17 protein-coding genes are annotated in these 20,467 nt (G+C 63.8%); 4 read left to right on the forward strand and 13 right to left on the reverse strand.

Annotation, left to right across the window (positions count from 1 at the left end; translation table 11 throughout):
* Positions 1–79: 79 nt before the first annotated feature.
* From RUGAMON1_RS13630 to RUGAMON1_RS13685, 12 genes are all read right to left on the reverse strand, one after another.
* The gene (locus tag RUGAMON1_RS13630) at positions 80–1,825 is read right to left on the reverse strand and encodes an ABC transporter ATP-binding protein (protein ID WP_445231016.1); all 1,746 of its coding nucleotides are present in this window, start codon (positions 1,823–1,825) and stop codon (positions 80–82) included.
* Positions 1,822–2,700: an SDH family Clp fold serine proteinase gene (locus RUGAMON1_RS13635; protein ID WP_445231017.1), complete on the reverse strand. Its 879-nt coding sequence runs from the start codon at positions 2,698–2,700 to the stop codon at positions 1,822–1,824. Before RUGAMON1_RS13635 ends, RUGAMON1_RS13630 begins: the two co-directional genes overlap by 4 nt.
* A complete protein-coding gene (locus tag RUGAMON1_RS13640; RefSeq protein WP_445231018.1) occupies positions 2,685–3,695 on the reverse strand; it encodes an MvdC/MvdD family ATP grasp protein in 1,011 nt (336 codons plus the stop codon). Before RUGAMON1_RS13640 ends, RUGAMON1_RS13635 begins: the two co-directional genes overlap by 16 nt.
* A gap of 61 nt (positions 3,696–3,756) precedes the next feature.
* On the reverse strand, positions 3,757–3,933 hold the full coding sequence (locus RUGAMON1_RS13645) for a hypothetical protein (RefSeq protein ID WP_199538494.1): 177 nt from the start codon (positions 3,931–3,933) through the stop codon (positions 3,757–3,759).
* A 163-nt stretch (positions 3,934–4,096) separates the two neighbouring features.
* Entirely contained in the window at positions 4,097–4,897 is an 801-nt protein-coding gene (locus tag RUGAMON1_RS13650) for a CsgG/HfaB family protein (RefSeq protein WP_445231019.1), read from the reverse strand.
* Positions 4,898–5,068: 171 nt separating this feature from the next.
* Positions 5,069–6,010, reverse strand: a complete 942-nt coding sequence (locus tag RUGAMON1_RS13655; protein WP_445231020.1) for a hypothetical protein — start codon at positions 6,008–6,010, stop codon at positions 5,069–5,071.
* Between the two features lie 8 nt (positions 6,011–6,018).
* Positions 6,019–6,804: a TatD family hydrolase gene (locus RUGAMON1_RS13660; RefSeq protein WP_445231021.1), complete on the reverse strand. Its 786-nt coding sequence runs from the start codon at positions 6,802–6,804 to the stop codon at positions 6,019–6,021.
* A gap of 4 nt (positions 6,805–6,808) precedes the next feature.
* Positions 6,809–7,504: a lipoprotein-releasing ABC transporter ATP-binding protein LolD gene (lolD, locus tag RUGAMON1_RS13665; RefSeq protein WP_445231022.1), complete on the reverse strand. Its 696-nt coding sequence runs from the start codon at positions 7,502–7,504 to the stop codon at positions 6,809–6,811.
* Complete coding sequence (locus tag RUGAMON1_RS13670; protein WP_445231023.1) at positions 7,497–8,762, reverse strand: lipoprotein-releasing ABC transporter permease subunit; 1,266 nt, start codon at positions 8,760–8,762, stop codon at positions 7,497–7,499. The genes lolD and RUGAMON1_RS13670 overlap by 8 nt, the downstream gene beginning before the upstream one ends.
* 91 nt (positions 8,763–8,853) lie before the next feature.
* Positions 8,854–9,537, reverse strand: a complete 684-nt coding sequence (locus RUGAMON1_RS13675; RefSeq protein WP_445231024.1) for a PEP-CTERM sorting domain-containing protein — start codon at positions 9,535–9,537, stop codon at positions 8,854–8,856.
* A gap of 38 nt (positions 9,538–9,575) precedes the next feature.
* On the reverse strand, positions 9,576–15,779 hold the full coding sequence (locus RUGAMON1_RS13680) for an SdrD B-like domain-containing protein (protein ID WP_445231025.1): 6,204 nt from the start codon (positions 15,777–15,779) through the stop codon (positions 9,576–9,578).
* Between the two features lie 46 nt (positions 15,780–15,825).
* Positions 15,826–16,032, reverse strand: a complete 207-nt coding sequence (locus RUGAMON1_RS13685; RefSeq protein WP_445231026.1) for a hypothetical protein — start codon at positions 16,030–16,032, stop codon at positions 15,826–15,828.
* Positions 16,033–16,089: 57 nt separating this feature from the next.
* Here RUGAMON1_RS13685 and RUGAMON1_RS13690 point away from each other — a divergent pair, with 57 nt between their 5' ends.
* The 4 genes from RUGAMON1_RS13690 (at position 16,090) to RUGAMON1_RS13705 (ending at position 19,943) form a co-directional block, all read left to right on the forward strand.
* Positions 16,090–17,139 carry a hypothetical protein gene (locus RUGAMON1_RS13690; protein ID WP_445231027.1) on the forward strand — a complete coding sequence of 350 codons (1,050 nt, stop codon included), beginning with the start codon at positions 16,090–16,092 and terminating at the stop codon, positions 17,137–17,139.
* A 1-nt stretch (position 17,140) separates the two neighbouring features.
* Positions 17,141–18,835 (forward strand): single-stranded-DNA-specific exonuclease RecJ, encoded by a 1,695-nt coding sequence (gene recJ / locus RUGAMON1_RS13695; protein WP_445231028.1) that lies wholly within the window; start codon positions 17,141–17,143, stop codon positions 18,833–18,835.
* Between the two features lie 72 nt (positions 18,836–18,907).
* Positions 18,908–19,303 carry a VOC family protein gene (locus RUGAMON1_RS13700; RefSeq protein WP_445231029.1) on the forward strand — a complete coding sequence of 132 codons (396 nt, stop codon included), beginning with the start codon at positions 18,908–18,910 and terminating at the stop codon, positions 19,301–19,303.
* 37 nt (positions 19,304–19,340) lie between these two features.
* A complete protein-coding gene (locus tag RUGAMON1_RS13705; protein ID WP_445231030.1) occupies positions 19,341–19,943 on the forward strand; it encodes a DUF4304 domain-containing protein in 603 nt (200 codons plus the stop codon).
* Positions 19,944–19,955: 12 nt separating this feature from the next.
* Here the strand turns inward: RUGAMON1_RS13705 and RUGAMON1_RS13710 are convergent, their stop codons facing one another.
* Entirely contained in the window at positions 19,956–20,402 is a 447-nt protein-coding gene (locus RUGAMON1_RS13710) for a YybH family protein (RefSeq protein WP_445231031.1), read from the reverse strand.
* Between the last annotated feature and the right edge of the window lie 65 nt (positions 20,403–20,467).

Here is a 20,467-nt window from a genome sequence, read left to right on the forward strand (position 1 = left end):
TCCTCAAGTATCGCAACAGTCCGATACTACGCAGAACCGCCACCGAGGCACGGCCGACCTTATCGTAAATTGATACAGATCATCCCGTGCGATATGCCGACAACTGGTTCTGCATCAGGTGGAAGTACAAGCCGCCGCGCTGCTGGATCAACTCCGCATGCGCGCCCTGCTGCACGATGGCGCCCTGCTCCAGCACCAGCGCGCGGTCGGCCTTGACGATGGTCGAGTAACGATGAGCGATGACGATGGTGGTGCGTCCCTCCATCAGCTTGTCCAGCGCCTGCTGCACCTGCAGTTCGCTGGCGGAATCGAGCGCGCTGGTGGCTTCGTCGAGGATCAGGATCTTCGGATTGCGCAGCAAGGCGCGGGCGATGGCGATGCGCTGCTTCTGCCCGCCGGACAGCTGCACGCCGCGCTCGCCGACCACGGTGTCGTAACCGTGCGGGAAGCCGTCGATAAAATCATGCGCATTGGCCAGCCGGGCGGCATCGGCCACTTCCGCCCGCGTCACCTCCCGGTCCGGCACCGCGAAGGCGATGTTCTCGAAAATGCTGCCCGAGAACAGCGACGGCTCCTGCTCCACAATGGCGATATGCGCGCGCACCCCGGCGACGTCAAGCCGCTCGTACGGCATGCCATCGAAGGCGATGGCCCCGCTGCGCGGCCCGTAAAAGCCCAGCATCAAACTGGCGATGGTGGACTTGCCCGCCCCCGACGCCCCCACCAGCGCGACATTCTCCCCCGCCGCGATGGTGAAACTGACACCATCGAGCGCGAGTTTTTCCGGCCGCTCGGGATAGACGAAGCTGACGTCGCGGAACGACAGATCGCCGCGCAGCGCCAGAGCCCCGGTGGGCCGGGCATCGGCTGCGCCTTCGCTCTCGATGATCTCGAACACCCGCTCGGTGGCGCCGATGGTGCGCATCCAGTCGCTCCAGAAATCGCTGACCGCGCCGGACGAACTGGTGACCATGCCCGCATAGATCACAAAGCTGGTCAGCTCGCCCGCCGACAGCCTGCCCTGCCCGATCAGCGTCGCGCCCAGCCACAAGGTGGCCAGCAACGCCAGGTACATGGCGAACGACGACACGCCGCGAAACGAAGCCAGCAAACGCGTATTGCCTATCGCCGCCGTCAGCGCATGCGCGGTGGCGTCGGCATACCTGGCGCCGGCGGCGCGCTGCTGGTTGAACGCATGCACCAGCCGGATGTTGGTGAAGTATTCGTGCGCCACGCTGCCGCAATCGGCCTGGCGCTGCTGGATCTCGCGCGAGCGCCGGCGCACATGCTTGCCCAGCCAGTCGCCCATGGTCAGCGTCAAGGGCACGTAGACCAGCAGGATCAGGCTCAGTACCGGCGAGATCGACAACAGCATCACGACGCAGCCGGCCAGCACGCACAAGGAGCGCAGCGAAATGGCCAGGCCCATGGTCAGCGTGTCGTGCAGGATCTCGACGTCGGCCGACAGGCGGCTGGTCAGCTCACCGACGTTGTGCTTGTCGTAGAAGCCGACCGGCTGCCGTATCAGCGCGCCATACAGCAGGCGGCGGATGCGCGCGACGATCATGTGCCCGGTCGATTCGAACAGGTAGTAGCGCATGGTGGTTGCCACCGCTTGCAGCGCCAGCACCGCCGTCACCGTCGCGGCGAAGGGGCCGAACCAGCTGCCGTCGTTCTTCAAGCCGATATGGTCGATGAAATACGACAGCGCCCGTGGATAGCTCAGTTCCACCAGCACCGTCACGGTCATGAACAGCAGGCCCATGGCCAGGCGCGGCGCAAACACGCGCAGCAGCGCCAGCCGTTGCAGATGTGGATTGCTCATGCAACGCCGGACCAGCGCGGCAGCAGCCCTTCCGCTTGCCGGTAGCGTACCGTCACGCCATCGCGCGTGGCCAGCAAGGCTTCCTGCACCGGCGCCTCGACCGAAGTGCGCGCGCCGCCGCCGATATGCGCTTGCAACAACAGCGAAATTTCCCAGGCCAGATCCTCGACCTCGGGTGCGCGCCGCACTTGCAGGCCGAGCAACGCCAATTCCGCGCCGGTGATGGCGTAATGGTGCGAATGGTAGGCGGACATCAGATGCTCGACGATCTTGCCGCGCGCATCGGCGTCGCGCTGGGGCAGCTGATACCGCAACAACTCCTCGCCGATCTGGCGCAACTCCAGCGTGGTGCGGTAGAACGCCGTCAGCGTGGGCGGGAACACGCTGGCGCTCAGCAGCGACAACGCTTCCGCGCGCGCCTGCCCGGCGTCCGCGCCAAACCAGGCGGCGCACATCTCGCCGAACTGCCTGATGTCCTGCGACGACACGGCGCCCGACTCGCCGCCCTCGGCGTCGCCCTGCAAATGCGGATCGACGGGCGAGAAAATCGCCAGCTCGCCGGCGATGATCTCATCGGCGGCGAGCGTCAGCAGCGTGGCCGACGACTGGCAGTAGTACGGCACGATAAAGCTCAGGCGCTGCGTGTACTCGCGCAGCAGCAGCGCGATGCGGCGCGCGGCGTTGACCATGCCGCCACGGCATTGCAGCAGGACGTCCAGCCGCTCGCCGCGGCCGATGGCGCGCAGTTGCTGGTATAGCGCGGGCAGCATTTCCATGTCCAGCTGCGCAGCCGCCATCACCAGCACGCGGCCGCCGCGCAGCGCTTCGAGCTGCTTGATTTTTTCCGGCAGATGGTCGTTCAGTGCGTGCGGCATGCGGCCTCCTGCAACAGCTGGCCGGCCAGCGTTTCCAGCAGATTGAATTCGGGGATCAACTGCTCGATGAACAGGAACTGGCCGGCGGGGTTATTTTCGAGGAAAACGTATTCGTCGTCCGGCGTGACAATCAGGTCCAGCGCGCTGAAATTCAAGCCGTAGCTGGCCACCAGCGCCAGGCAGCGCTGTTCGATATGCGGCGGCAGCAAGGTTGGCTCGTAGCGGATCGGCGCTGACATGTCGCGGCAATCGACCGCCGTGCGGCTGTCGTCCTGGCTGTGGATCTTTGCGGCGAACACCCGCTGGCCGATGACGGTCACGCGCAGCTCGTACCGCTTGGCGATGTAGCCCTGGAACTGGCACGGCAGCTCGGCCACCGCGTCGATGGCGTCCATCATGTCCTCGTCGACCACGGTGGTGGTCAAGCCTTCGACGACGCACTCGGCGGCGTCCACCTCTTCCGCCGCCAGCGACGGCGTCGACATGGCCTTGAAGATCATCTCGCCCGGCAGTTGCCGTTGGAATTGGCGCACCTGCTCGGCGGAGTTGGTCACCAGCGTGGCCGGTATGCGAAAGCCCATGCGCTGCGCGCGCTGCAATTGCTCGCCTTTCCACATGGCGCCGCGCATCGTCAGCGGGTGGCCGATCCAGTAGCAGTCCAGGCCGTACAGCAGGCCGAACAAGGCCTGCTCGCTTTCCAGTTTGGCATAGGCCAACTCCTGTGCGCCCAGCTCGGCGCTGCGGTAGGCAAAGTCGGCCGACTTGCGGGCCCAGACAGCGCCCACCTCCTCGACAACGACGCTGGCGCCCGACGGCAGATGGCGGATTTCGCCGTGGCAGCCGTGCGGTTGGAAGGATTGAATCAGTTCGTAATCGCGGGGAAAGGCGTCGAGGTCGATCCGGAAGAAGGTTCCGCCTCGGGCGGCCAGCATGGGAGTCAGCAAGTCGACGTGCAGGTCGTCGCTGTGGGTGATCAGCAGGATGGTCTTGCTCATGGAGTCGGCTGGCTACCCGCATGCGCCTGGAGTCCCGGGCACAGGCGGGCAGTAGCTCAGCTTAGCACCAGATACCGGTGTCGGCGCGGCCGTTGCGTGGACCGCGGGCGTCAGGACCGGAGCAGCCGGCCAGCGCCACGCCTTCGCGCGCTTTCCATTGCGGAGCGGCTTTTACAGCGGCGACTTTTTTCTCTGCCAGTTTGAATGCGAACAGCTTAGTCTCATTTTGCTTTTTCATTTTTAAGAACCTTTTTCAGATAGTTAAAGTTCAAACGATGACCACGGGTAGTGGTGCAAAGAAGATATCATTGTCGATATTTCATGTCAAATAAAGCATTATTACAACAGAGCCATTTATTCAATCGTACCTGCGGTCCACATGCGGTACTATCGCGCGCGCTCTATTTCACCGAGACGTCGGTCGCTTTGACCGCGATGTGGTCGGTGATGTTCTTGGCGGCGATGGTCTCGGCCAGGAAGGACGTCGACTTGACCAGCAAGTCGCGCGCGACTTCTTCCAGAGGCGAGCCGCTGATGCTGGCGTGGCTGCCGCCCAGCCCGACACCGCCGCCCCAGCCCAGCGCCGACACGCCGAAGCCGTTCTTTTCGTTATTCGCCTGGAAGGTCTTGGAGGCGACGATCTTGGCGCGCTTGACGTCCACCACGCGGATGTCCATGTTCATGTGGACCTTGGATTTCTTGAAGTCGACCGAGCCGGCCAGCAAGCCCAGCGGGCCTTTGAGGAAGCCCAGGCCGCCGAGACCGGTGGAGCTTTGCTCGAAGCCCAGCGACGTGATCGAACCGGTGATCATGAAGTCGGCCGCTTCGGCTTCGACCTTCTTGCCGATCAGCGCCAGTTCCTTGTTGATTTCTTCCATTTCCGCGCGTTCCTGCACGTCGAAGCAGCCGGTCTGGGTCAGCGCGGTGGCCAGCATTTCGGTCATGCCGGTGCCGACGCCGGTGTAGCTCGGCTGCGCGACATCGCCGCGGCGCTCCCACCAGCGGTACTGGCGCGGGTCCTGCTGGCCTGCGCCCGACGAGCAATCGGCCGATTTGCATTTGAATTCGGTGAAGACGACCTTGGCCGCTGGCGTTTTGCACTTGGGGACGTCGATCTGGCGCTCGGAGACCTCGCTCGAGTCGGCAAGGCACAGGACGGGAACGAACAGGAGGGCGGCGGCAATGCTAGCTTGAGATTTCATCGTAGGGATCGTGAGGTGGGCGGGTAAATATTGACAATTATGCACCACAATCTGATCATGAATTCTATCCGAATGTCACAAAGACATGGCAAATCAACAAACTTTGAGTTGACACAACACATTCTCCGAAATTTTATGCTTGAGCCTGCTTCGAGGCCCGGAGCGGCGAACTTATTGCATGACCGGCTTGTAACGCCTCGAATATGCGATCTCGCCATTCGACGTCGCCGCCATGCCACTATAGATGTGCCAATCGGTGGACGACGTGTGTACGCGACACACGAACTGCTGGGCTTGAGATTTCATTGAGATATCTGGAATGGGATCCAACTGGGCCATCACCTCGCCCGTCGGGCCGGGACATGGCAATGATTGCTGCCCTTCGGACACGGCGCCACAAGACGGCGCGGTGACCAGATCGGCTGTGACCCATTTACCGGCGACCTTGGCGAAATCCACGGCATAGACGCGGTAGACATGCGCCGTGAGCTCCGCAGGAATTCCGGCGACATTCGCCAATGCATCCCGCACACGCAAGCCTGGGCACTGCGCCGTTGGCGCTTTCATCTCAACGAAGATGGTGGCACGGGATTCGACGACGACGACGAACTTGACCGGCTGCCACAGCTCGGCCGTGCGGCGGGAACGCGGGACCTCTTTATAAACCGGGCAGCGCTCACGCGGCAATTGAACTATCAGCTGGTGACCGTCCTCGCTGCCGGCATTCCGATAAAAAACGACCTCCTGGCGGTAGTCGGATGAGTAACTATCGAAAGCAACGGTATCCAGCACCCGCACGCCCGGCTTGAAGCTGTACGAAGGAATCAGATTGGCGACGCCCGTAAAGCTGCGGTCTGGCTCCCCTAAGCGCGAAGTGATGATCGGTGTCAGGTTGCTGGATGCCACGTCGAAGTGGGCGAACGTATAGCTCGCTGGATCGGCGCAATCGACGGCGCATTCCTGATATGCCTTGAGCAGCGGGAAACGCTGGTCCAGTGTCACAGTGCGAATTCTGATATCGACGGAGTTGCGATTAAAGCTGGGGTAGGCGCACCCGCTCAACATGGCGATCGACGCCACGACGGTCAACCATCGGATCAATTTCATCGTCATCGACGTCTTTACATGCGGGTCAGGGTTTGTTTGGCATTTGCCGTGGTCGCAAGCGCGACCTCCTCCACGCTCATACCGCGCAGTTCGGCCAGCACGGCGCCGATGCGGGGAATTTGGTCGGGACTGTTACGGCCGGGGTGCACCCAGCTGGGAGCGATATCCGGCGCGTCCGTTTCCAGCACGATCGATGCCAGCGGCAGCTCGGCCGCCAGCCTGCGGATCTGCAGCGCGCGCGTAAAGGTCATGGCGCCGCCGAAGCCCAGCTTGAAGCCCAGCTCGATATAGCCCTGCGCCTGCTGGAAGCTGCCGTTGAACGCATGGGCGATGCCGCCGGCGGGACGGATCTGGCGCACGTGCTTGAGCACCACATCCTGCGAACGGCGCACGTGCATCAGCACCGGCAGTTCGAAATCGCGGGCAATCTTGAGCTGTTCGCGGAAGAAGAATATTTGCTTTTCGCGCATCGCCGGCTCGGTCAGCATGGGGATGAAAAAGTCCAGGCCGATCTCGCCGAGCGCGACGAAGCGGCGGTCGGCCATGGCGACGGCGACCTGTTCGCGCAGCACGCGCAGGTCATCCTCTGCGGCGTGCGGCACGTAGATCGGATGGATGCCCAGCGCGTAGCAGGCGTTGTCCACGCTGGCGGCCAGCTGCGCCACCACCGGGAAATTGGCCGTCTCCACCGCCGGGATGACGATCATCGACACGCCCTGCCGCCGCGCCAGCGCCGCCTGCGCGGCCGACTCGCCGCCGAATTCGTGGGCGTCGAGATGGCAGTGGGTGTCGATCCACATGACGTCAGTCCTGGTAAGGGTGCAGGCCTTCGTCGGTCAGGCGCAGCACGCGGTCGCAGCGGCGCGCCAGCTCGATATCGTGGGTGACGATGATGAAGGCCGTGCCCAGGGTGCGCGACAGTTCCAGCATCAAATCGAAGATCTGCTGCGCAGTGGCGTGATCGAGGTTGCCGGTCGGTTCGTCGGCCAGCACGCAGGCCGGCTGCGTGACCAGCGCCCGCGCCAGCGCCACGCGCTGACGCTCGCCGCCGGACAGCTCGCCCGGCACGTGCGTGACGCGCTTGGCCAGGTTGACGCGGGTGAGGATCTGCTGCGCCACGCTGCTCGCCTCGCTGCGCTTGACGCGGCGTATCATCAGCGGCATCGCCACGTTGTCCAGCGCGCTGAATTCCGGCAGCAGATGGTGGAACTGATAGACGAAGCCCAGCGAACTGTTGCGCAGGTCGCCGCGCGCCGTCTCGCTCAGGCTGGCGAAGTCCTTGCCCAGCAGGGTGACGCTGCCCTTGCTCGGCGTATCGAGGCCGCCCAGCAGGTGCAGCAGGGTCGACTTGCCGGAGCCGGAGGCGCCGACGATGGCCACGCGCTCGCCGCGCCGCACGTCGATGTCGATGCCGTTGAGCACCTGCACCGAGTAGGCGCCTTGCGTAAAGGTCTTGCCCAGGCTGCGGCAGGACAGGACGACGGGTTCAAGATTACTCATAGCGCAGCGCCTCCGCAGGTTTCACGCGGGCGGCCCACCAGCTCGGGTACAACGTGGCCACGAAGGCCAGCACCACGGCCACGCCGCCGATCTTGGACACGTCCGGCCAACGCAGGTCGGACGGCACGCTGCTGATGTAGTAGATATCCTTCGACAAGAACTGCACTCCCAATATATGTTCGATAAACGGCACGATGACGTCGATGTTGAGCGCCACCAGCACGCCCAGGCCCACGCCGATCGCGGTGCCGAGGATGCCGACCAGTGCGCCCTGGATCATGAAGATCTTCATGATCGAACGCGGCGAAGCGCCCAGCGTGCGCAGGATGGCGATGTCGGCCTGTTTCTCGGTCACGGTCATCACCAGCGTCGACACCAGGTTGAAGGCGGCCACCGCGATGATCAGGGTCAGGATGATGAACATCATGCGCTTCTCGGTCTGTACGGCGGCGAACCAGTTGGCGTTGAGCTTGGACCAGTCGCGCATGATCAGGTCGCCCGACATGCTCGCTTTCAGGTCCTGCGCCACTTGCGGCGCGCGGTGCATGTCCGACAGGCGCAGGCGCAGGCCGGCCGGCGCGTCCATGCGCAGCAGTTTTTCGGCGTCGGTCAGGTGGACGAAGGCCAATGCAGAGTCGAACTCGTTGTGGCCGGCCTCAAAGATGCCGACCACGGTGAACGAACGCAGGCGCGGCAGCACGCCGGCCGGTGTCGGCTGGCCCTGGGCCAGCGCCAGCGTGACCTTTTCGCCGAGGTTGACGCGCAGCGCGCGCGCCAGTTCGATGCCGAGCACGATGTTGTAGCTGCCCGGCTGCAGCGCGTTGAAGCTGCCGCGTTTGGTCTGCTTGGCGACGTCGGAGACGTTGGGTTCCTGCTCCGGCAGCACGCCGCGGATGATGGCCGGGCGCAGCACGTCGTCACGCACCAGCATGCCCTGCGTTTCGGCGAACGGCGCGGCGCCGATCACTTCGGGATTCTTGCGCGCCTCGGCGGCGGCGGCGTGCCAGTCCGGCATCGAGCCGCGGGCATCGAAGATTTCGACGTGGGCCAGCACCGACAGCATGCGGTCGGTCACTTCTTTCTGGAAGCCGTTCATCACGGACAGCACGACGATCAGCGCGGCCACGCCCAGGCCGATGCCGGCCATGGAAATGAGCGAGATAAAGGAGATAAAACTATTGCGTCCGCTGCGCTTGCCGGCCCGCGTGTAACGCAGGCCGACCAGCCATTCAAAGGGCAGGTTCTGGATAAGGCTCATGGGCTCCAAAGGAAATCAACATTGGTGAGCCCGCAGTGTGCCATATAAATGGGATTTCATGGGTGAAACACCGCACCCTGCCCCCTACAAATCAGGCGAAGGTTTCGCTCTTGTCCGATTTGCGGCGGCTGACCAGACCCAGCAGGCCCAGGCCGACCACCATCATGGCCCAGGTATCGGCTTCCGGCACGGCCGAAACGGTCAGCATGCCCTGCGAATCGGCGGCGCTGTAGGCGGTGTAGGCGAAGGTGTTGGCCGCGCCGTGGTTGTCCACGAAAGCGACGGTCTTGTCCATCATCACGTGGGCGGCGGCGGTGACGGCGTCCACGTCGGCATCAAAGCCGGTCACGACGTTCGGCAGGTACATCTTGCCGTTGACATTGTTGAAATTGTGGTCATCCAGCGCTTCCCACAGCGCCAGCTGAAAAGCGGCGGCGTTATTGGCGTTGTAGACGCCGCCGGCGCTGATCACGTCGCGGTACGAGGTTTCATACAACGCCTTGACATAGTCGGATGCCACGTAGCTGCCGTTGACGCCATAGCTGGCGGCCTTGTTGGCGTCGACATCAGGCTCGATGCAGAAGGCCAGTGCGTTGACGCCGGTCAGCGACCAGGTGGTGAGGCTGGTGCTGCCGCCGTGGCTGTAGATGTTTGCATCAAAGTTGAAATAGTCGACGTTCGATACTTCCGTCAGGGCGGCGTGGCTGGCGGTGGAGAACAGCAGTGCTGCGGCGACGGCGGCGGCTTTGATGGCGGTGTTGAATTTGATGGTCATGATGAATTCTCTTATTTAGAAGTTGTTTTAAAAAATCTTTAAACGTGCGCTACCGGGCATTGGCCCACCAGCGTCGCCGCCGGCTCTGCGCCGATCAGGTCAGCGATGGTCGGAGCGACCACGCCGGCCGCGGCCGCGTCTGCCCTGGCGACGTCGAAATACACGTCGGTCATGTCGGCCGTTTTGCCGTCGCTCATGACCACACTGCTGCGCTCCAAGTGCAGATTGTTGTTGGCGTCGACGAACGGCAGTTCGGTGTAGGCCACCTTCAGGCTGGCCACGCCGGCGTCCTTCAACGACATCAACTCGCCGGCATCGGTCTTGCCGTCGCTGTTCTTATCCTGCCAGACCAGCAGGCTTGCGAACTGCGCATCCCTTGCATCGACCACGCCGTCGTGGTTGCTGTCATAGGTTTCCAGCTTGGCGAAGCCCGAACCCTTGCTGGCGCCGCCGAACAGCTCGTTGATGCTGTCGATCTTGCCGTTGCCGTTGCTGTCGACGGCCAGGAAGCCGTCGCTGCCCGACAGCCAGCCGGACTGGATCGCCTTGCCGGTGCCCAGCAGATCGAAGCTGCCCTGCATCGCGCTGCGGGCGATGGTGTGGATGCCGTCGCCGTTCAAGTCGATCGCGATCGGCGTGATGGTGGCATCCCAGCTCATGTCGTTCTTGCCCGAGGTCAGCGAGATCGTGTCGGTATGGGTGACGTCGGTATAAGCCTTGCCGTCGCCGGTCACGTCCGAATCGATGGCGTCGTTGCTGCCGACGTTCTTCACGCCCCACTTCCAGTTGCTCATGTTGTAGGTCTTGTGGTCCGACGAGAAGTAGGCGCTGACGTTGGTCTTGTCGAACACCAGGTAGTAATTGCCCGGAGTCAGGTCGCTGAACTTGTAGTTGCCGTTCGCATCGGTCTTGATCGTCGAGCCCAGCTGCTTGTTGGTGGCGGCGTCGTACAGCGCAACGCTGATGCCGCCGATGCCTTCCTCGCCGCTGTCCTGGATGCCGTTGTGGTTGGCGTCGCGCCACACTTTGTCGCCGATGGTGGCCTTGCGATAGATGCCGGCATCTTCGGTGGTGATGTTCTGGCCGGCCGCCAGCGTGATGGCGCCGGTGCTGCCGGTGCTGCCGCTGACGTTGGTGATGTCGGAATCGGTGGCGTCGGTGCCCATGCCGGTCTTGGTGAAGTACCAGCCGCTGCCGTTGGTGACCGCGACCTTGTACGAACCGGCGGCAAGGCCGTCGAACAGGTACTGGCCGCCGTCGTGGGTGACGGTGGTGCCCTTGAGCACGCCGGCCGTGTCGTACAGCTTGACGGTGACGCCGTCGACGCCCTTCTCGCCGCTGTCCTTGACGCCGTTGTAGTTGACGTCTTCCCAGACGGTGTCGCCGATGCTGGCGGCCTTGACCAGGCCGGCGTCGCGGCTGGTGTCCTTCACGCCGGAGGCCAGCGAGAACTGCGCGGTCTGGCCGCTGCTGTCGGCGTCCGAATCGGCGCCGCTGTTGCTGCCTTGGTTGGCCTTGGTGAAGATGTAGCCTTCCGGCGCGCTAAACTTGACCGAGTACTTGCCGGGGCCGACGTCGGTGAACGAGTACAGGCCGCTGGCGTCGGTGGTGTCGGTGGCGATGGCCACGCCTTTTTCGTTGAGCAGCGTTACCACGACATTCTTGGCGACCGCCTCGCCCGACTGCTGGATGCCGTCGCCGTTGGTGTCGTACCAGACCTTGTCGCCGATCGAGCCCTTCTGATACAGGCCGGCGTCCATATTGGTGGCGTGCTGGCCGGCGGTCACGGTGATCGAGCCGAGGTTGCCGCTGGCGTCGGCGTCGCTGTCGAGGTTGCCGTCGCTGCCCACGTCCTTGGCGGTGACCAGGTAGCCGCTCGGCGCCTTGATGTCGACCGAGTAGGTGCCCGCCGCCACCGAGAACTTGTAGTTGCCGTTGCTGTCGGTGGTGGTGGTCTTGACGATGTTGCCGCCGGCGTCGCGCAGGTTGACGGTCACGCCGGACTTGCCGCTGTCGCTGCCGTCGTCCTGCAGGCCGTTGCCGTTCTTGTCGATCCAGACCTTGTCGCCGATGGTGGCGGCCGCCAGCACGCCGGCGTCGACGCTCTTGTCGACCTGGCCCGAGGCGACGGTGACGACGTGCGACAGACCGTTGGCGTCGACATCGGAATCGACGCCGTCGTTGCTGCCCTGGTTGGCCTTGGTGAAGACCATGCCTTCCGGCAGCGTGGCCTTGTCGAACTGCACGGTGTAGCTGCCCGGCTTGAGGCCGGTGAACATGTAGTTGCCGTCGCAATCGGTGGTGACGGCCTTGCCGACCTGGTTGCCGTCGGCGTCGACCAGGATCACCTTGACATCGGACACGCCGCATTCGCCGCTGTCCTGGATGCCGTTCTTGTTGCTGTCCAGCCAGACGCGGTCGCCGATCGAGGCTGCCTTGTACAGGCCGGCGTCGACGGTGTTGTTGACTTCGCCGGCGGCCAGCTTGACGACATTGCTGACGCCGTTGCTGGCGAAGTCGCTGTCCCTGGCGTCGTCGCTGCCGACATCCTTGCCGGTGAAGCTAAAGCCCGACGGCGCCGTGACCGACACCGTGTAGCTGCCTGGGTCGGCGGTGAAGCTGTAGTGGCCGGCGGTGTCGGTGGTGGTGGTGGCCACCACTTTGCCGCTGGTGTCCTTCAGCTGCACGGTGACGCCGCACAGGCCCGCTTCGCCGCTGTCCTGCAGGCCGTTGCCGTTCTTGTCTTCCCAGACGGTGTCGCCCAGCTTGGCCGGAGCCGCCACCAGGCCGGCGTCCAGGTCGTTGTTGACGGCGCCCGAGGTCAGCACCACTTGCGCGGTCTTGCCGGTGGTGATGTTGGCGTCGGAATCCTTGACGTCGCTGGCGCCCTGGTCGGCCGCCGTGAAGCTGTAGTTGGCCGGCAGCGTACCCTTGTCGAACTGCACGCTGTAGGTGCCCGGCTTCAGGTTGGTGAAGCTGTAGTTGCCGTTGGCGTCGGTGGTCGCGGTGGTGCCGGTCGGATTGCCGGCCTGGTCCAGCAGGATCACCTTGACGCCGGCCACGCCGGTTTCGCCGCTGTCCTGCACACCGTTCTTGTTGACGTCGTACCAGACGCGGTCGCCCAGGCTCGCGCCCTTGTAGAAGCCGGCGTCGACGTCATTGTTGGTCTGGCCCGGCGTCACGGTGATCAGGTCGCCCTGGCCGGCGGCGTCGACATCGCTGTCCAGCGCGCCGTTGCCGCCGGCGTGTTCGCCGGTGGCGGTCATGCCGGTCGGCGCGGTGACCGAGATCGCGTATTTGCCGGCGTCCACGGTGAAGCTGTACTTGCCGTCGGCGCCGCTGGTGGTGGTCTGGACGACGTTGCCCTGCTCGTCCTTCAGGTCGACCTTGACGCCGACGATGCCGGCTTCGCCCGCATCCTGCACGCCGTTGCCGTTCTTGTCTTCCCACACGCGGTCGCCGATGGTGGCCTGCAAGGCGGAGACGCCGGCATCCAGGTCGTGGTTGACCGCGCCCGAGGCCAGCGTGACTTGCTGGGTCTGGCCGGTGGTGACGCTGGCGTCGGAATCGACGGCGCCGTCGCTGCCGGCGTGCGCGCCGCTGAATACATAGCCGGTGCCCAGCGTGGTCTTGTCGAACTGCACGCTGTAGGCGCCCGGCTTCAGGTTGTTGAACAGGTAGTGGCCGTCAACGTCGGTGGTGGCGGTGGCCACTGCGGCGCCGCTGGCGTCGAGCAGCGTGACCTTGACACCGGCACGGCCGGTTTCATTGGCGTCCTGCACGCCGTTGCGGTTGGCGTCGTTCCAGACGCTGTCGCCCAGTTCGGCGAGCTTGTACAGGCCGGCATCGACCGTGGTGTTGCTCTGGCCGGCCGTCAGCGTCACGTTGCCGCTCTGGCCCGCTGCGTTGATGTCGCTGTCGGTGGCGGCGTTGCCGCCCTGGTTGCTCGCGCTGCTGACGTAGCCCGCAGGCGCGGTCACGGCGATCGAGTAAGTGCCGGGATCGACGGTGAAGCTGTACTGGCCGCCGTCGTGGGTGACGGTGCTGTTGACCACGTTGCCCAGGCTGTCCTTCAGATCGACGGTGACGCCGTCGATGCCGCTTTCGCCGCTATCCTGCACGCCGTTGGCATTGCTGTCTTCCCATACACGGTCGCCCAGCGTGGCTTGCTGCACCATCAGGCCGGCGCGCAGGGTCAGGTTGTCGCCCGAGGCCAGCGTGACCTGCGCGGTCTTGCCGGTGCCGGTGTCGGCGTCGGAGCCCGCGCCGCCAGGGCCGCCCTGTGCGGCGGAAGTGAAGTTGTAGCCGGCTGGCAGCGTGCTCTTGTCGAACTGCACGCTGTAGACGCCGGGCACCAGGTCGTTGAACTGGTAGTGGCCGTTGGCGTCGGTGACGGCGGAGGCGCCCGCCACAGCGTTGCCGCTGGCATCCAGCAGGGTGACCTTGACGCCGGCCGCGCCGACTTCGCCGTTGTTCAGGCGGCCGTCGCGGTTGGCGTCGATCCACACTATTTCGCTCAGCGAGGCCGGGCGGTAGATGCCGGCGTCGACGTCCAGCTTGACGTCGCCCGCGCCGACCGTGACGCTGGCATTGCCGTCGCTGCCGACGTCGCTGTCCAGCGCGCCATCGCCGCCCTTGCCGGCGGCGGTGAACGCGTAGCCCGCAGGCGGCGCCACCGACACAGTGTAGGTGCCCGGATCGACGGTGAAGCTGTACTGGCCGCCGTCGTGGCTGGTGACCGAGCCGACCACGTGGCCGCTGGTGTCCTTGAGCGTGACGACCGCGCCGTCCACGCCCTGCTCGCCCGCGTCCTGCACGCCGTTGCCGTTGCCGTCTTCCCACACGCGGTCGCCCACGGTGGCTTGCTTGACGACGATGCCCGCATCCAGGTGCTGGTAGCTGTCGCCGGAGGCCAGCGTCACTTGCGCGGTCTGGCCGGTGCCGACGTCGGCGTCGGAATCGGTGGTGGCGTCGCCGCCCTGGGCCTGGGTGGTGAACAGGTAGCCAGCCGGCAAGGTGGTCTTGTCGAACTGCACGCTGTAGCTGCCCGGCTGCAGGCCGCTGAACTGGTAGTGGCCGCTGGCGTCGGTGGTGACGGTGGCGCCGGTCGCATGGCCGGCCGCGTCCAGCAGCGTGACCTTGACGCCGGCCACGCCCGCCTCGCCGTTGTTCTGCACGCCGTCGCGGTTGGCGTCGTACCAGACCGTGTCGCCCAGCGAGGCCAGGCGCACCAGGCCGGCGTCGGCCTTGTTGTTGGTCTCGCCCGGCGCCAGCGTGATCGCGCCGGTGTTGCCGCTGGCGTCGATGTCGCTGTCGACGGCGTCGCCGCCCTGGCCCTTGACGGTGGCCGCATAGCCGGCCGGCGCCTGCACGGACACCGAGTAGGTGCCGGGATTGACGTCGAAGTGGTATTTGCCGCTGGCGTCGGTGGTGGTGGTCGAGACCACGTGGCCGTCGACGTCCTTCAGCTGCACGGTGACGTTGGCCAGGCCGGCTTCGCCGCCGTCCTGCACGCCGTTGCCGTTGCTGTCTTCCCAGACGAAGTCGCCCAGGTGCGACATCGGCACCTTGAAGGTCAGGTAGTTGGGCGTGACGCTGGTGTCGGCCGCGCCGCAGCCGACCAGGCCGCCGGCGTCGCGCACCTTGAAGCCGATGTCGAAGCTGCCGGCGGCAGTCTGGCTGGGTTCGAACGACAGGTGGCCGGCGGCGATGTCGGCGGCCGAGATTTCGGCATTGATGGCCACGGCCACGCCGTTGAGCATCAGCTTGCCGGCGGTCGGCAGCGAGGTGATGATGACGGACTGGAAGGCGTCGTGCTCGACCGCATCGACGAAGCCGAAGTCGCCCTGCGCCAGCGTGACGGCCGCGCCGTTGGTCAGCGCGAAGACCTTGTCGGCGCCGGTGGGCGCGTCATTGACGGGATCGACCACCACCTGCAGGTTGATCGAAATGCGGGTGCCATCGGTGCCGTTCTGCGTGACGAATTCAATCGTCGCGAACTGGCCGTTATAGTTGGGCTTCCAGGCGCCCGGGTGGACGTAGACGGTGTCGTTATCAACCTTGCCGAACAGCGCCGTGTCGCCACTCACCGTGGTGCCATCCGGCAACTTCACGATCATCTTGGTGATGCTCAATACAGCCGTTGTGTTCAGATTGGCCGCTGCCAGCACATCGCGCAAATCAAAGTTGGTATTCGTATCTTCACAAACATGAATGGTGGTATTGACGGTGATATCACTCATTTCGTTACCTCAACCGTCACACCGCTGTATTTGAACTTAATCATTGTTATAGGCCTTCAAAAAGTCGTTTTGGAGTGGATTGCTGACCGGCGCGGCTGCTGACGGGGATGAGGTCAAAGGCGGCTGGGAAAAACGGGAAAACTGACATCACCAGGCTGAAGTGATGCTGGAGATGCATGTAAGTTGTCGCAATTATAGCAAAACTTTTCTTTTGATAATTGTTATTTTTAACTTTTATGATTCTTTTTGTCATTTTTTAGTTCCACAACGCAATACCCCATCGCCAGCCGCTATGCCCTACAATCTCGCCATGACTGAAATCACCCTTGCCCTGCCTTACGCTTTGCCTCCGCCGGAGATGGCGTCCGACCTGTTGCGGGTCCTGAAAACCCCTGCTTTGGCAACGTTGTTGTCTCGCCACAAACACTTTCAATACAACATCTACGACAACGACAGCCGGGTGCTGCCGCACGAAGCCTGGCTGGCCCACGCACTGGGCCTTGCGGCTGCGCCCGACCGTCCCGACACCGGCGCGCCGGTGGCCACCGCCGTCATGCACGGCTGCGGTTTGCAGGCGGAGGCCGCAGCCGAGCAAGGCCACTGGTTCATCGTACAGCCGGCGCATATCCAGCTGTCGCGCACCCATCTGCTGCTGTCCGATCCGCGCGCGCTGCATTTGAGCGAGGCAGAATCGCGCGCGCTCTACGAGCTGGCCCGCCCCTGCTTCGAGGAGCAAGGCAAGACGCTGCTGCACGGCGCGCCCGGCCTGTGGTTTGCACGGGCCGACGAGTGGTCCGGCCTGGCCACCGCCTCGCCCGACGCCGCCACCACGCAAAACCTGAGCGACTGGATGCCCGAAGGCGAACACGCGCGCGCCTATCGCAAGCTGCAAAACGAGATCCAGATGCAGTGGCATGAACACCCGGTCAACGAAGCGCGCCAGACGCGCGGCCTGCAGGCGGTGAACTCGTTCTGGCTGTGGGGCGGCGCCGGTCCGCTGAAGGCCGCGCCGCAGCCGCTGGCGATCGCCGGCGGCCCGGAGTGGATGCAGGCGCTGGCCGCGCCCGCGCTGCGCGCGCCAACCGCCGCGCAACTGATCGCCCAGCCGGGCGCCGTGATGCTGGCCGAATTGATACCGTCGGCGCAGACCGGCGACTGGTCCGACTGGATTACGCGCATGCAGCGCATCGAGCAGGAATGGCTGGCGCCGTTGCTGGCGGCCTTGCAGGACGGTCGCATCGGCCGCATCACGCTGCTGCTCAGCCATCGCAATGGCTGGAGCACCGTCAGCGCCAATAAACTGGCGCTGCGCAAATTCTGGCGCAAGCCGAACCTGAACCTCTTATTGAAGCAAGCCTGACATGACCCGTATCGCCACCCGTCCCTGCCCGTTCCGCGAATCCGAAATGCTGCGCCAGGGCGGCATCCATCCAGTACTGGCGCGGCTGTACGCGTCGCGCGGCCTGACCGACGTCAAGGAGCTGTCGAGCGAACTGGCGGCCATGATTCCGCCTTCGGGCCTGCTGCACATCGGCGCCGCCGCCGTGTTCCTGGCCGATTCCATCGCCGCCGGCAAGCGCATGGTGATCGTGGCCGACTACGACTGCGACGGCGCCACCGCCTGCGCGGTCGCGCTGCGCGGCCTGCGCGCGATGGGCGCCAACATCGACTTCATCGTGCCCAACCGCTTCGAGTACGGCTACGGCCTGACGCCGGAGATCGTCGAACTGACGGCGCGCGAGAAGCAGCCGGACATCATCATCACCGTCGATAACGGCATCGCCAGCATCGACGGCGTGGCCGAGGCCAACCGGCGCGGCATCGAAGTCGTCGTCACCGACCACCACCTGCCGGCCGACACGCTGCCGGCCGCGCGTGTGATCGTCAATCCCAATCAGCCGGAATGCGGCTTCCCGAGCAAGCATATCGCCGGCGTCGGCGTGGTGTTCTACGTGCTGCTGGCGCTGCGCGCGGAACTGCGCAAGCGCGGCGTGTTCGACGCCCAGACCCAGCCCAAGCTGGACAACCTGCTCGACCTGGTCGCGCTGGGCACCGTGGCCGACGTGGTGCGGCTCGATCCGAACAACCGCATCCTGGTGGCGCAAGGCCTGAAGCGCATGCGCGCCGGCCGCATGCACGCCGGCGTGGCCGCGCTGTTCCGCGTGGCCGGGCGCGAACCGCGCACCGCCAATCCCTTCGACCTCGGTTTCGCGCTGGGCCCGCGCCTGAACGCGGCCGGACGGCTGGAGGACATGTCGCTGGGGATCGAATGCCTGATCACCGACGACGAGGGCCGCGCATGGCAGCTGGCGCAGCAGCTCAATGAAATCAACCTGAAACGCCGCGAGATCGAAGCCGAGATGCAGGATGCGGCCTTGCTGCACCTGGACGCGTTCGAGCCGGCCAACAGCAGCACCATCTGCGTGTTCGACGAATCGTGGCACCAGGGCGTGATCGGCATCGTCGCCTCGCGCCTGAAGGAAAAGTTCTTCCGCCCGACCATCACCTTCGCGCCCGGCGCCGACGGCTGGATCAAGGGCTCCGGCCGTTCCATCCCCGGCTTCCATCTGCGCGACGCGTTGGACCTGGTGTACAAGAAGGCGCCGTCGCTGATCGACAAATTCGGCGGCCACGCGATGGCGGCCGGCCTGACGCTGCGCGCCGACGCCTTCGACGCCTTCGCCGCCGCCTTCGAGGAAGTGGGCCGGGCGTGGCTGAGCAAGCAGCAGCTGGAACGCGTGATCGAAACCGACGGCCCGCTGGAAGACGCCTACTACACCACCGCTTTCATTGAGCTGATGGATGGCCAGGTATGGGGCCAGGGCTTCGCGCCGCCGGTGTTCTGCGACGAGTTCCGCGTGGTGAGCCAGCGCATTTTGAAGGAACGCCACCTCAAGCTGCTGCTGGAGAAGAACGGCGCGCGTTATGACGCCATCTGGTTCGGCCACGTCGACTCGCTGGGCGAGCGTGCCAAGGTCGCGTTCCGGCTCGACGCCAACGAATACAACGGCGTCACCAAGGTGCAGCTGATGGTGGAGCACGCCGAGCCGGCATAAACAGATGATCGCACTTTCCATATTGGCAATATGATATTCTAAGCATCCTCGCCTATCTATCAGGATGGTTTGATGCAATTATCCAATTACCTTTTCTTTACAACGACTTGCGAACAAGCACTGGAGTTTTACACCCAGTGCGGGCTGGGTCGGATGACCGACGTGCTGCGATTCGGCGTAGATGGCATGCCGGTTCGCAATGAAGCCATGCGCGGCAAAATCATGCATGCACGATTTGAGGGGCCGGGCGTTTTGTTCTTCGCCTCAGACAACGACGATGCGGAGCCGATGCGAGGGTCCGCACATATTTTGCAGATGACCGACCGGCAGCTGACGAAACAGCTTTTTGACAAACTGGCGGATGGAGGCGTGGTCACTACTCCTCTGGACACGCAGGTTTGGGGCGACTACTACGGCAAATTGACCGACCAGTTTGGCGTGCAGTGGATGCTGAACTGTTCAGCCTGAGTCCCGTGAGCCCTGTTACTGCAGAATGATGAGTTCCATGGATGCCCTTAAAGACCGAGACAGCCTGTTCTCCGACTTGCATAATTCGATTCTCAAACCTCTTGGGTTTCGCAAGCGCGGTCATTGGTCGATATTGGATATTTCACCTATATTTCACACCGTTTATTTAAGAGCGAGCCGGTGGGGAAACCGTTCCAATGCGATTTTCCACTTGGACATTCAGGTTTTTAGTAGTGAATGGTATGAATTAATTCTGGCTCCGACCAAATTCAAGGGCCCCCTCGAGGGCATCATGAGTCCGGTAAATTACGAACTTGCCCGTTTATGTACACCGCCGCTGGGCACTTGCGAAATTGATGCGTCGACTGATTTGGCTGCGCTGAAGGAAACGCTGGCAACGGCGCTGCGGGCGCATGCACTTCCGATTTTTGAACAGTGTCGGGATCACAGCGGCATATTGTCCTACCTCTCCTCTTTAGACAACACTGAGCAGTATTCGTTTGAAAAAGCTGGAATAGCTATTCTTCTCAAACAGGACCGAGCGGCTCGGCAATTTATGCAAGCCGCAAAGCAGCGTGCCTCTCATGCTAATCACCTGGATTACCTTATCGGCAGGGAAAACGTAATGTGGCCTGAATGAGGTACGGCACCCTTATTTGTTGCCGCAAACTTCGACACCACCGTCGAACACAATGCGCCAGGTGTTCGGCGCCTCCAGCCGCCAGACCGAGCTGAATCGCGCGATCAGCTTGCCATCCGGTCCATGAACCGGACCGGATGTCTTGGCCAGCGTCCCCGATGCCAGCACCTCGACCTCATCCGGTTCCCAGGAAAATGGCGCATTCGGCTTGTCGAAGAACTTCTTCCATTCATCGGCCACGGCTTGCTTCCCATGCAAGGACCGCGTGCTGCCGCTAAATACCGCCTCATCGGACAGGAAAGCCATGAAAGCCGCATGATCGCGCGCCTTCATGGTCGCAGCAAAGGCCCGCTCGACATTGGCCACCTGTTCCTGCACTCCCGTAAAAACCGGCGCTGCGCCCGCCGCAGCCGTCGCCAAAGCCAACACCCCCGCCACCGCCAAATTCGCCCATTTCATGCCCGCACTCCCCTGTTTAATAGACAAGACGATACTAATCCAGTTGGTCCCGGATTGCCATTCGT

Source organism: Duganella rhizosphaerae (genome assembly GCF_040364205.1).
GTDB classification, from domain to species: domain Bacteria; phylum Pseudomonadota; class Gammaproteobacteria; order Burkholderiales; family Burkholderiaceae_D; genus Rugamonas; species Rugamonas rhizosphaerae.

Excerpts from the sequence above, each read along its gene's own strand:
- RUGAMON1_RS13630 (WP_445231016.1), bottom strand. The coding sequence starts at position 1,825 with ATGAGCAATCCACATCTGCAACGGCTGGCGCTGCTGCGCGTGTTTGCG.
- RUGAMON1_RS13635 (WP_445231017.1), bottom strand. The coding sequence starts at position 2,700 with ATGCCGCACGCACTGAACGACCATCTGCCGGAAAAAATCAAGCAGCTC.
- RUGAMON1_RS13640 (WP_445231018.1), bottom strand. The coding sequence starts at position 3,695 with ATGAGCAAGACCATCCTGCTGATCACCCACAGCGACGACCTGCACGTC.
- RUGAMON1_RS13645 (WP_199538494.1), bottom strand. The coding sequence starts at position 3,933 with ATGAAAAAGCAAAATGAGACTAAGCTGTTCGCATTCAAACTGGCAGAG.
- RUGAMON1_RS13650 (WP_445231019.1), bottom strand. The coding sequence starts at position 4,897 with ATGAAATCTCAAGCTAGCATTGCCGCCGCCCTCCTGTTCGTTCCCGTC.
- RUGAMON1_RS13655 (WP_445231020.1), bottom strand. The coding sequence starts at position 6,010 with ATGACGATGAAATTGATCCGATGGTTGACCGTCGTGGCGTCGATCGCC.
- RUGAMON1_RS13660 (WP_445231021.1), bottom strand. The coding sequence starts at position 6,804 with ATGTGGATCGACACCCACTGCCATCTCGACGCCCACGAATTCGGCGGC.
- lolD (WP_445231022.1), bottom strand. The coding sequence starts at position 7,504 with ATGAGTAATCTTGAACCCGTCGTCCTGTCCTGCCGCAGCCTGGGCAAG.
- RUGAMON1_RS13670 (WP_445231023.1), bottom strand. The coding sequence starts at position 8,762 with ATGAGCCTTATCCAGAACCTGCCCTTTGAATGGCTGGTCGGCCTGCGT.
- RUGAMON1_RS13675 (WP_445231024.1), bottom strand. The coding sequence starts at position 9,537 with ATGACCATCAAATTCAACACCGCCATCAAAGCCGCCGCCGTCGCCGCA.
- RUGAMON1_RS13680 (WP_445231025.1), bottom strand. The coding sequence starts at position 15,779 with ATGAGTGATATCACCGTCAATACCACCATTCATGTTTGTGAAGATACG.
- RUGAMON1_RS13685 (WP_445231026.1), bottom strand. The coding sequence starts at position 16,032 with ATGACAAAAAGAATCATAAAAGTTAAAAATAACAATTATCAAAAGAAA.
- RUGAMON1_RS13690 (WP_445231027.1), top strand. The coding sequence starts at position 16,090 with ATGACTGAAATCACCCTTGCCCTGCCTTACGCTTTGCCTCCGCCGGAG.
- recJ (WP_445231028.1), top strand. The coding sequence starts at position 17,141 with ATGACCCGTATCGCCACCCGTCCCTGCCCGTTCCGCGAATCCGAAATG.
- RUGAMON1_RS13700 (WP_445231029.1), top strand. The coding sequence starts at position 18,908 with ATGCAATTATCCAATTACCTTTTCTTTACAACGACTTGCGAACAAGCA.
- RUGAMON1_RS13705 (WP_445231030.1), top strand. The coding sequence starts at position 19,341 with ATGGATGCCCTTAAAGACCGAGACAGCCTGTTCTCCGACTTGCATAAT.
- RUGAMON1_RS13710 (WP_445231031.1), bottom strand. The coding sequence starts at position 20,402 with ATGAAATGGGCGAATTTGGCGGTGGCGGGGGTGTTGGCTTTGGCGACG.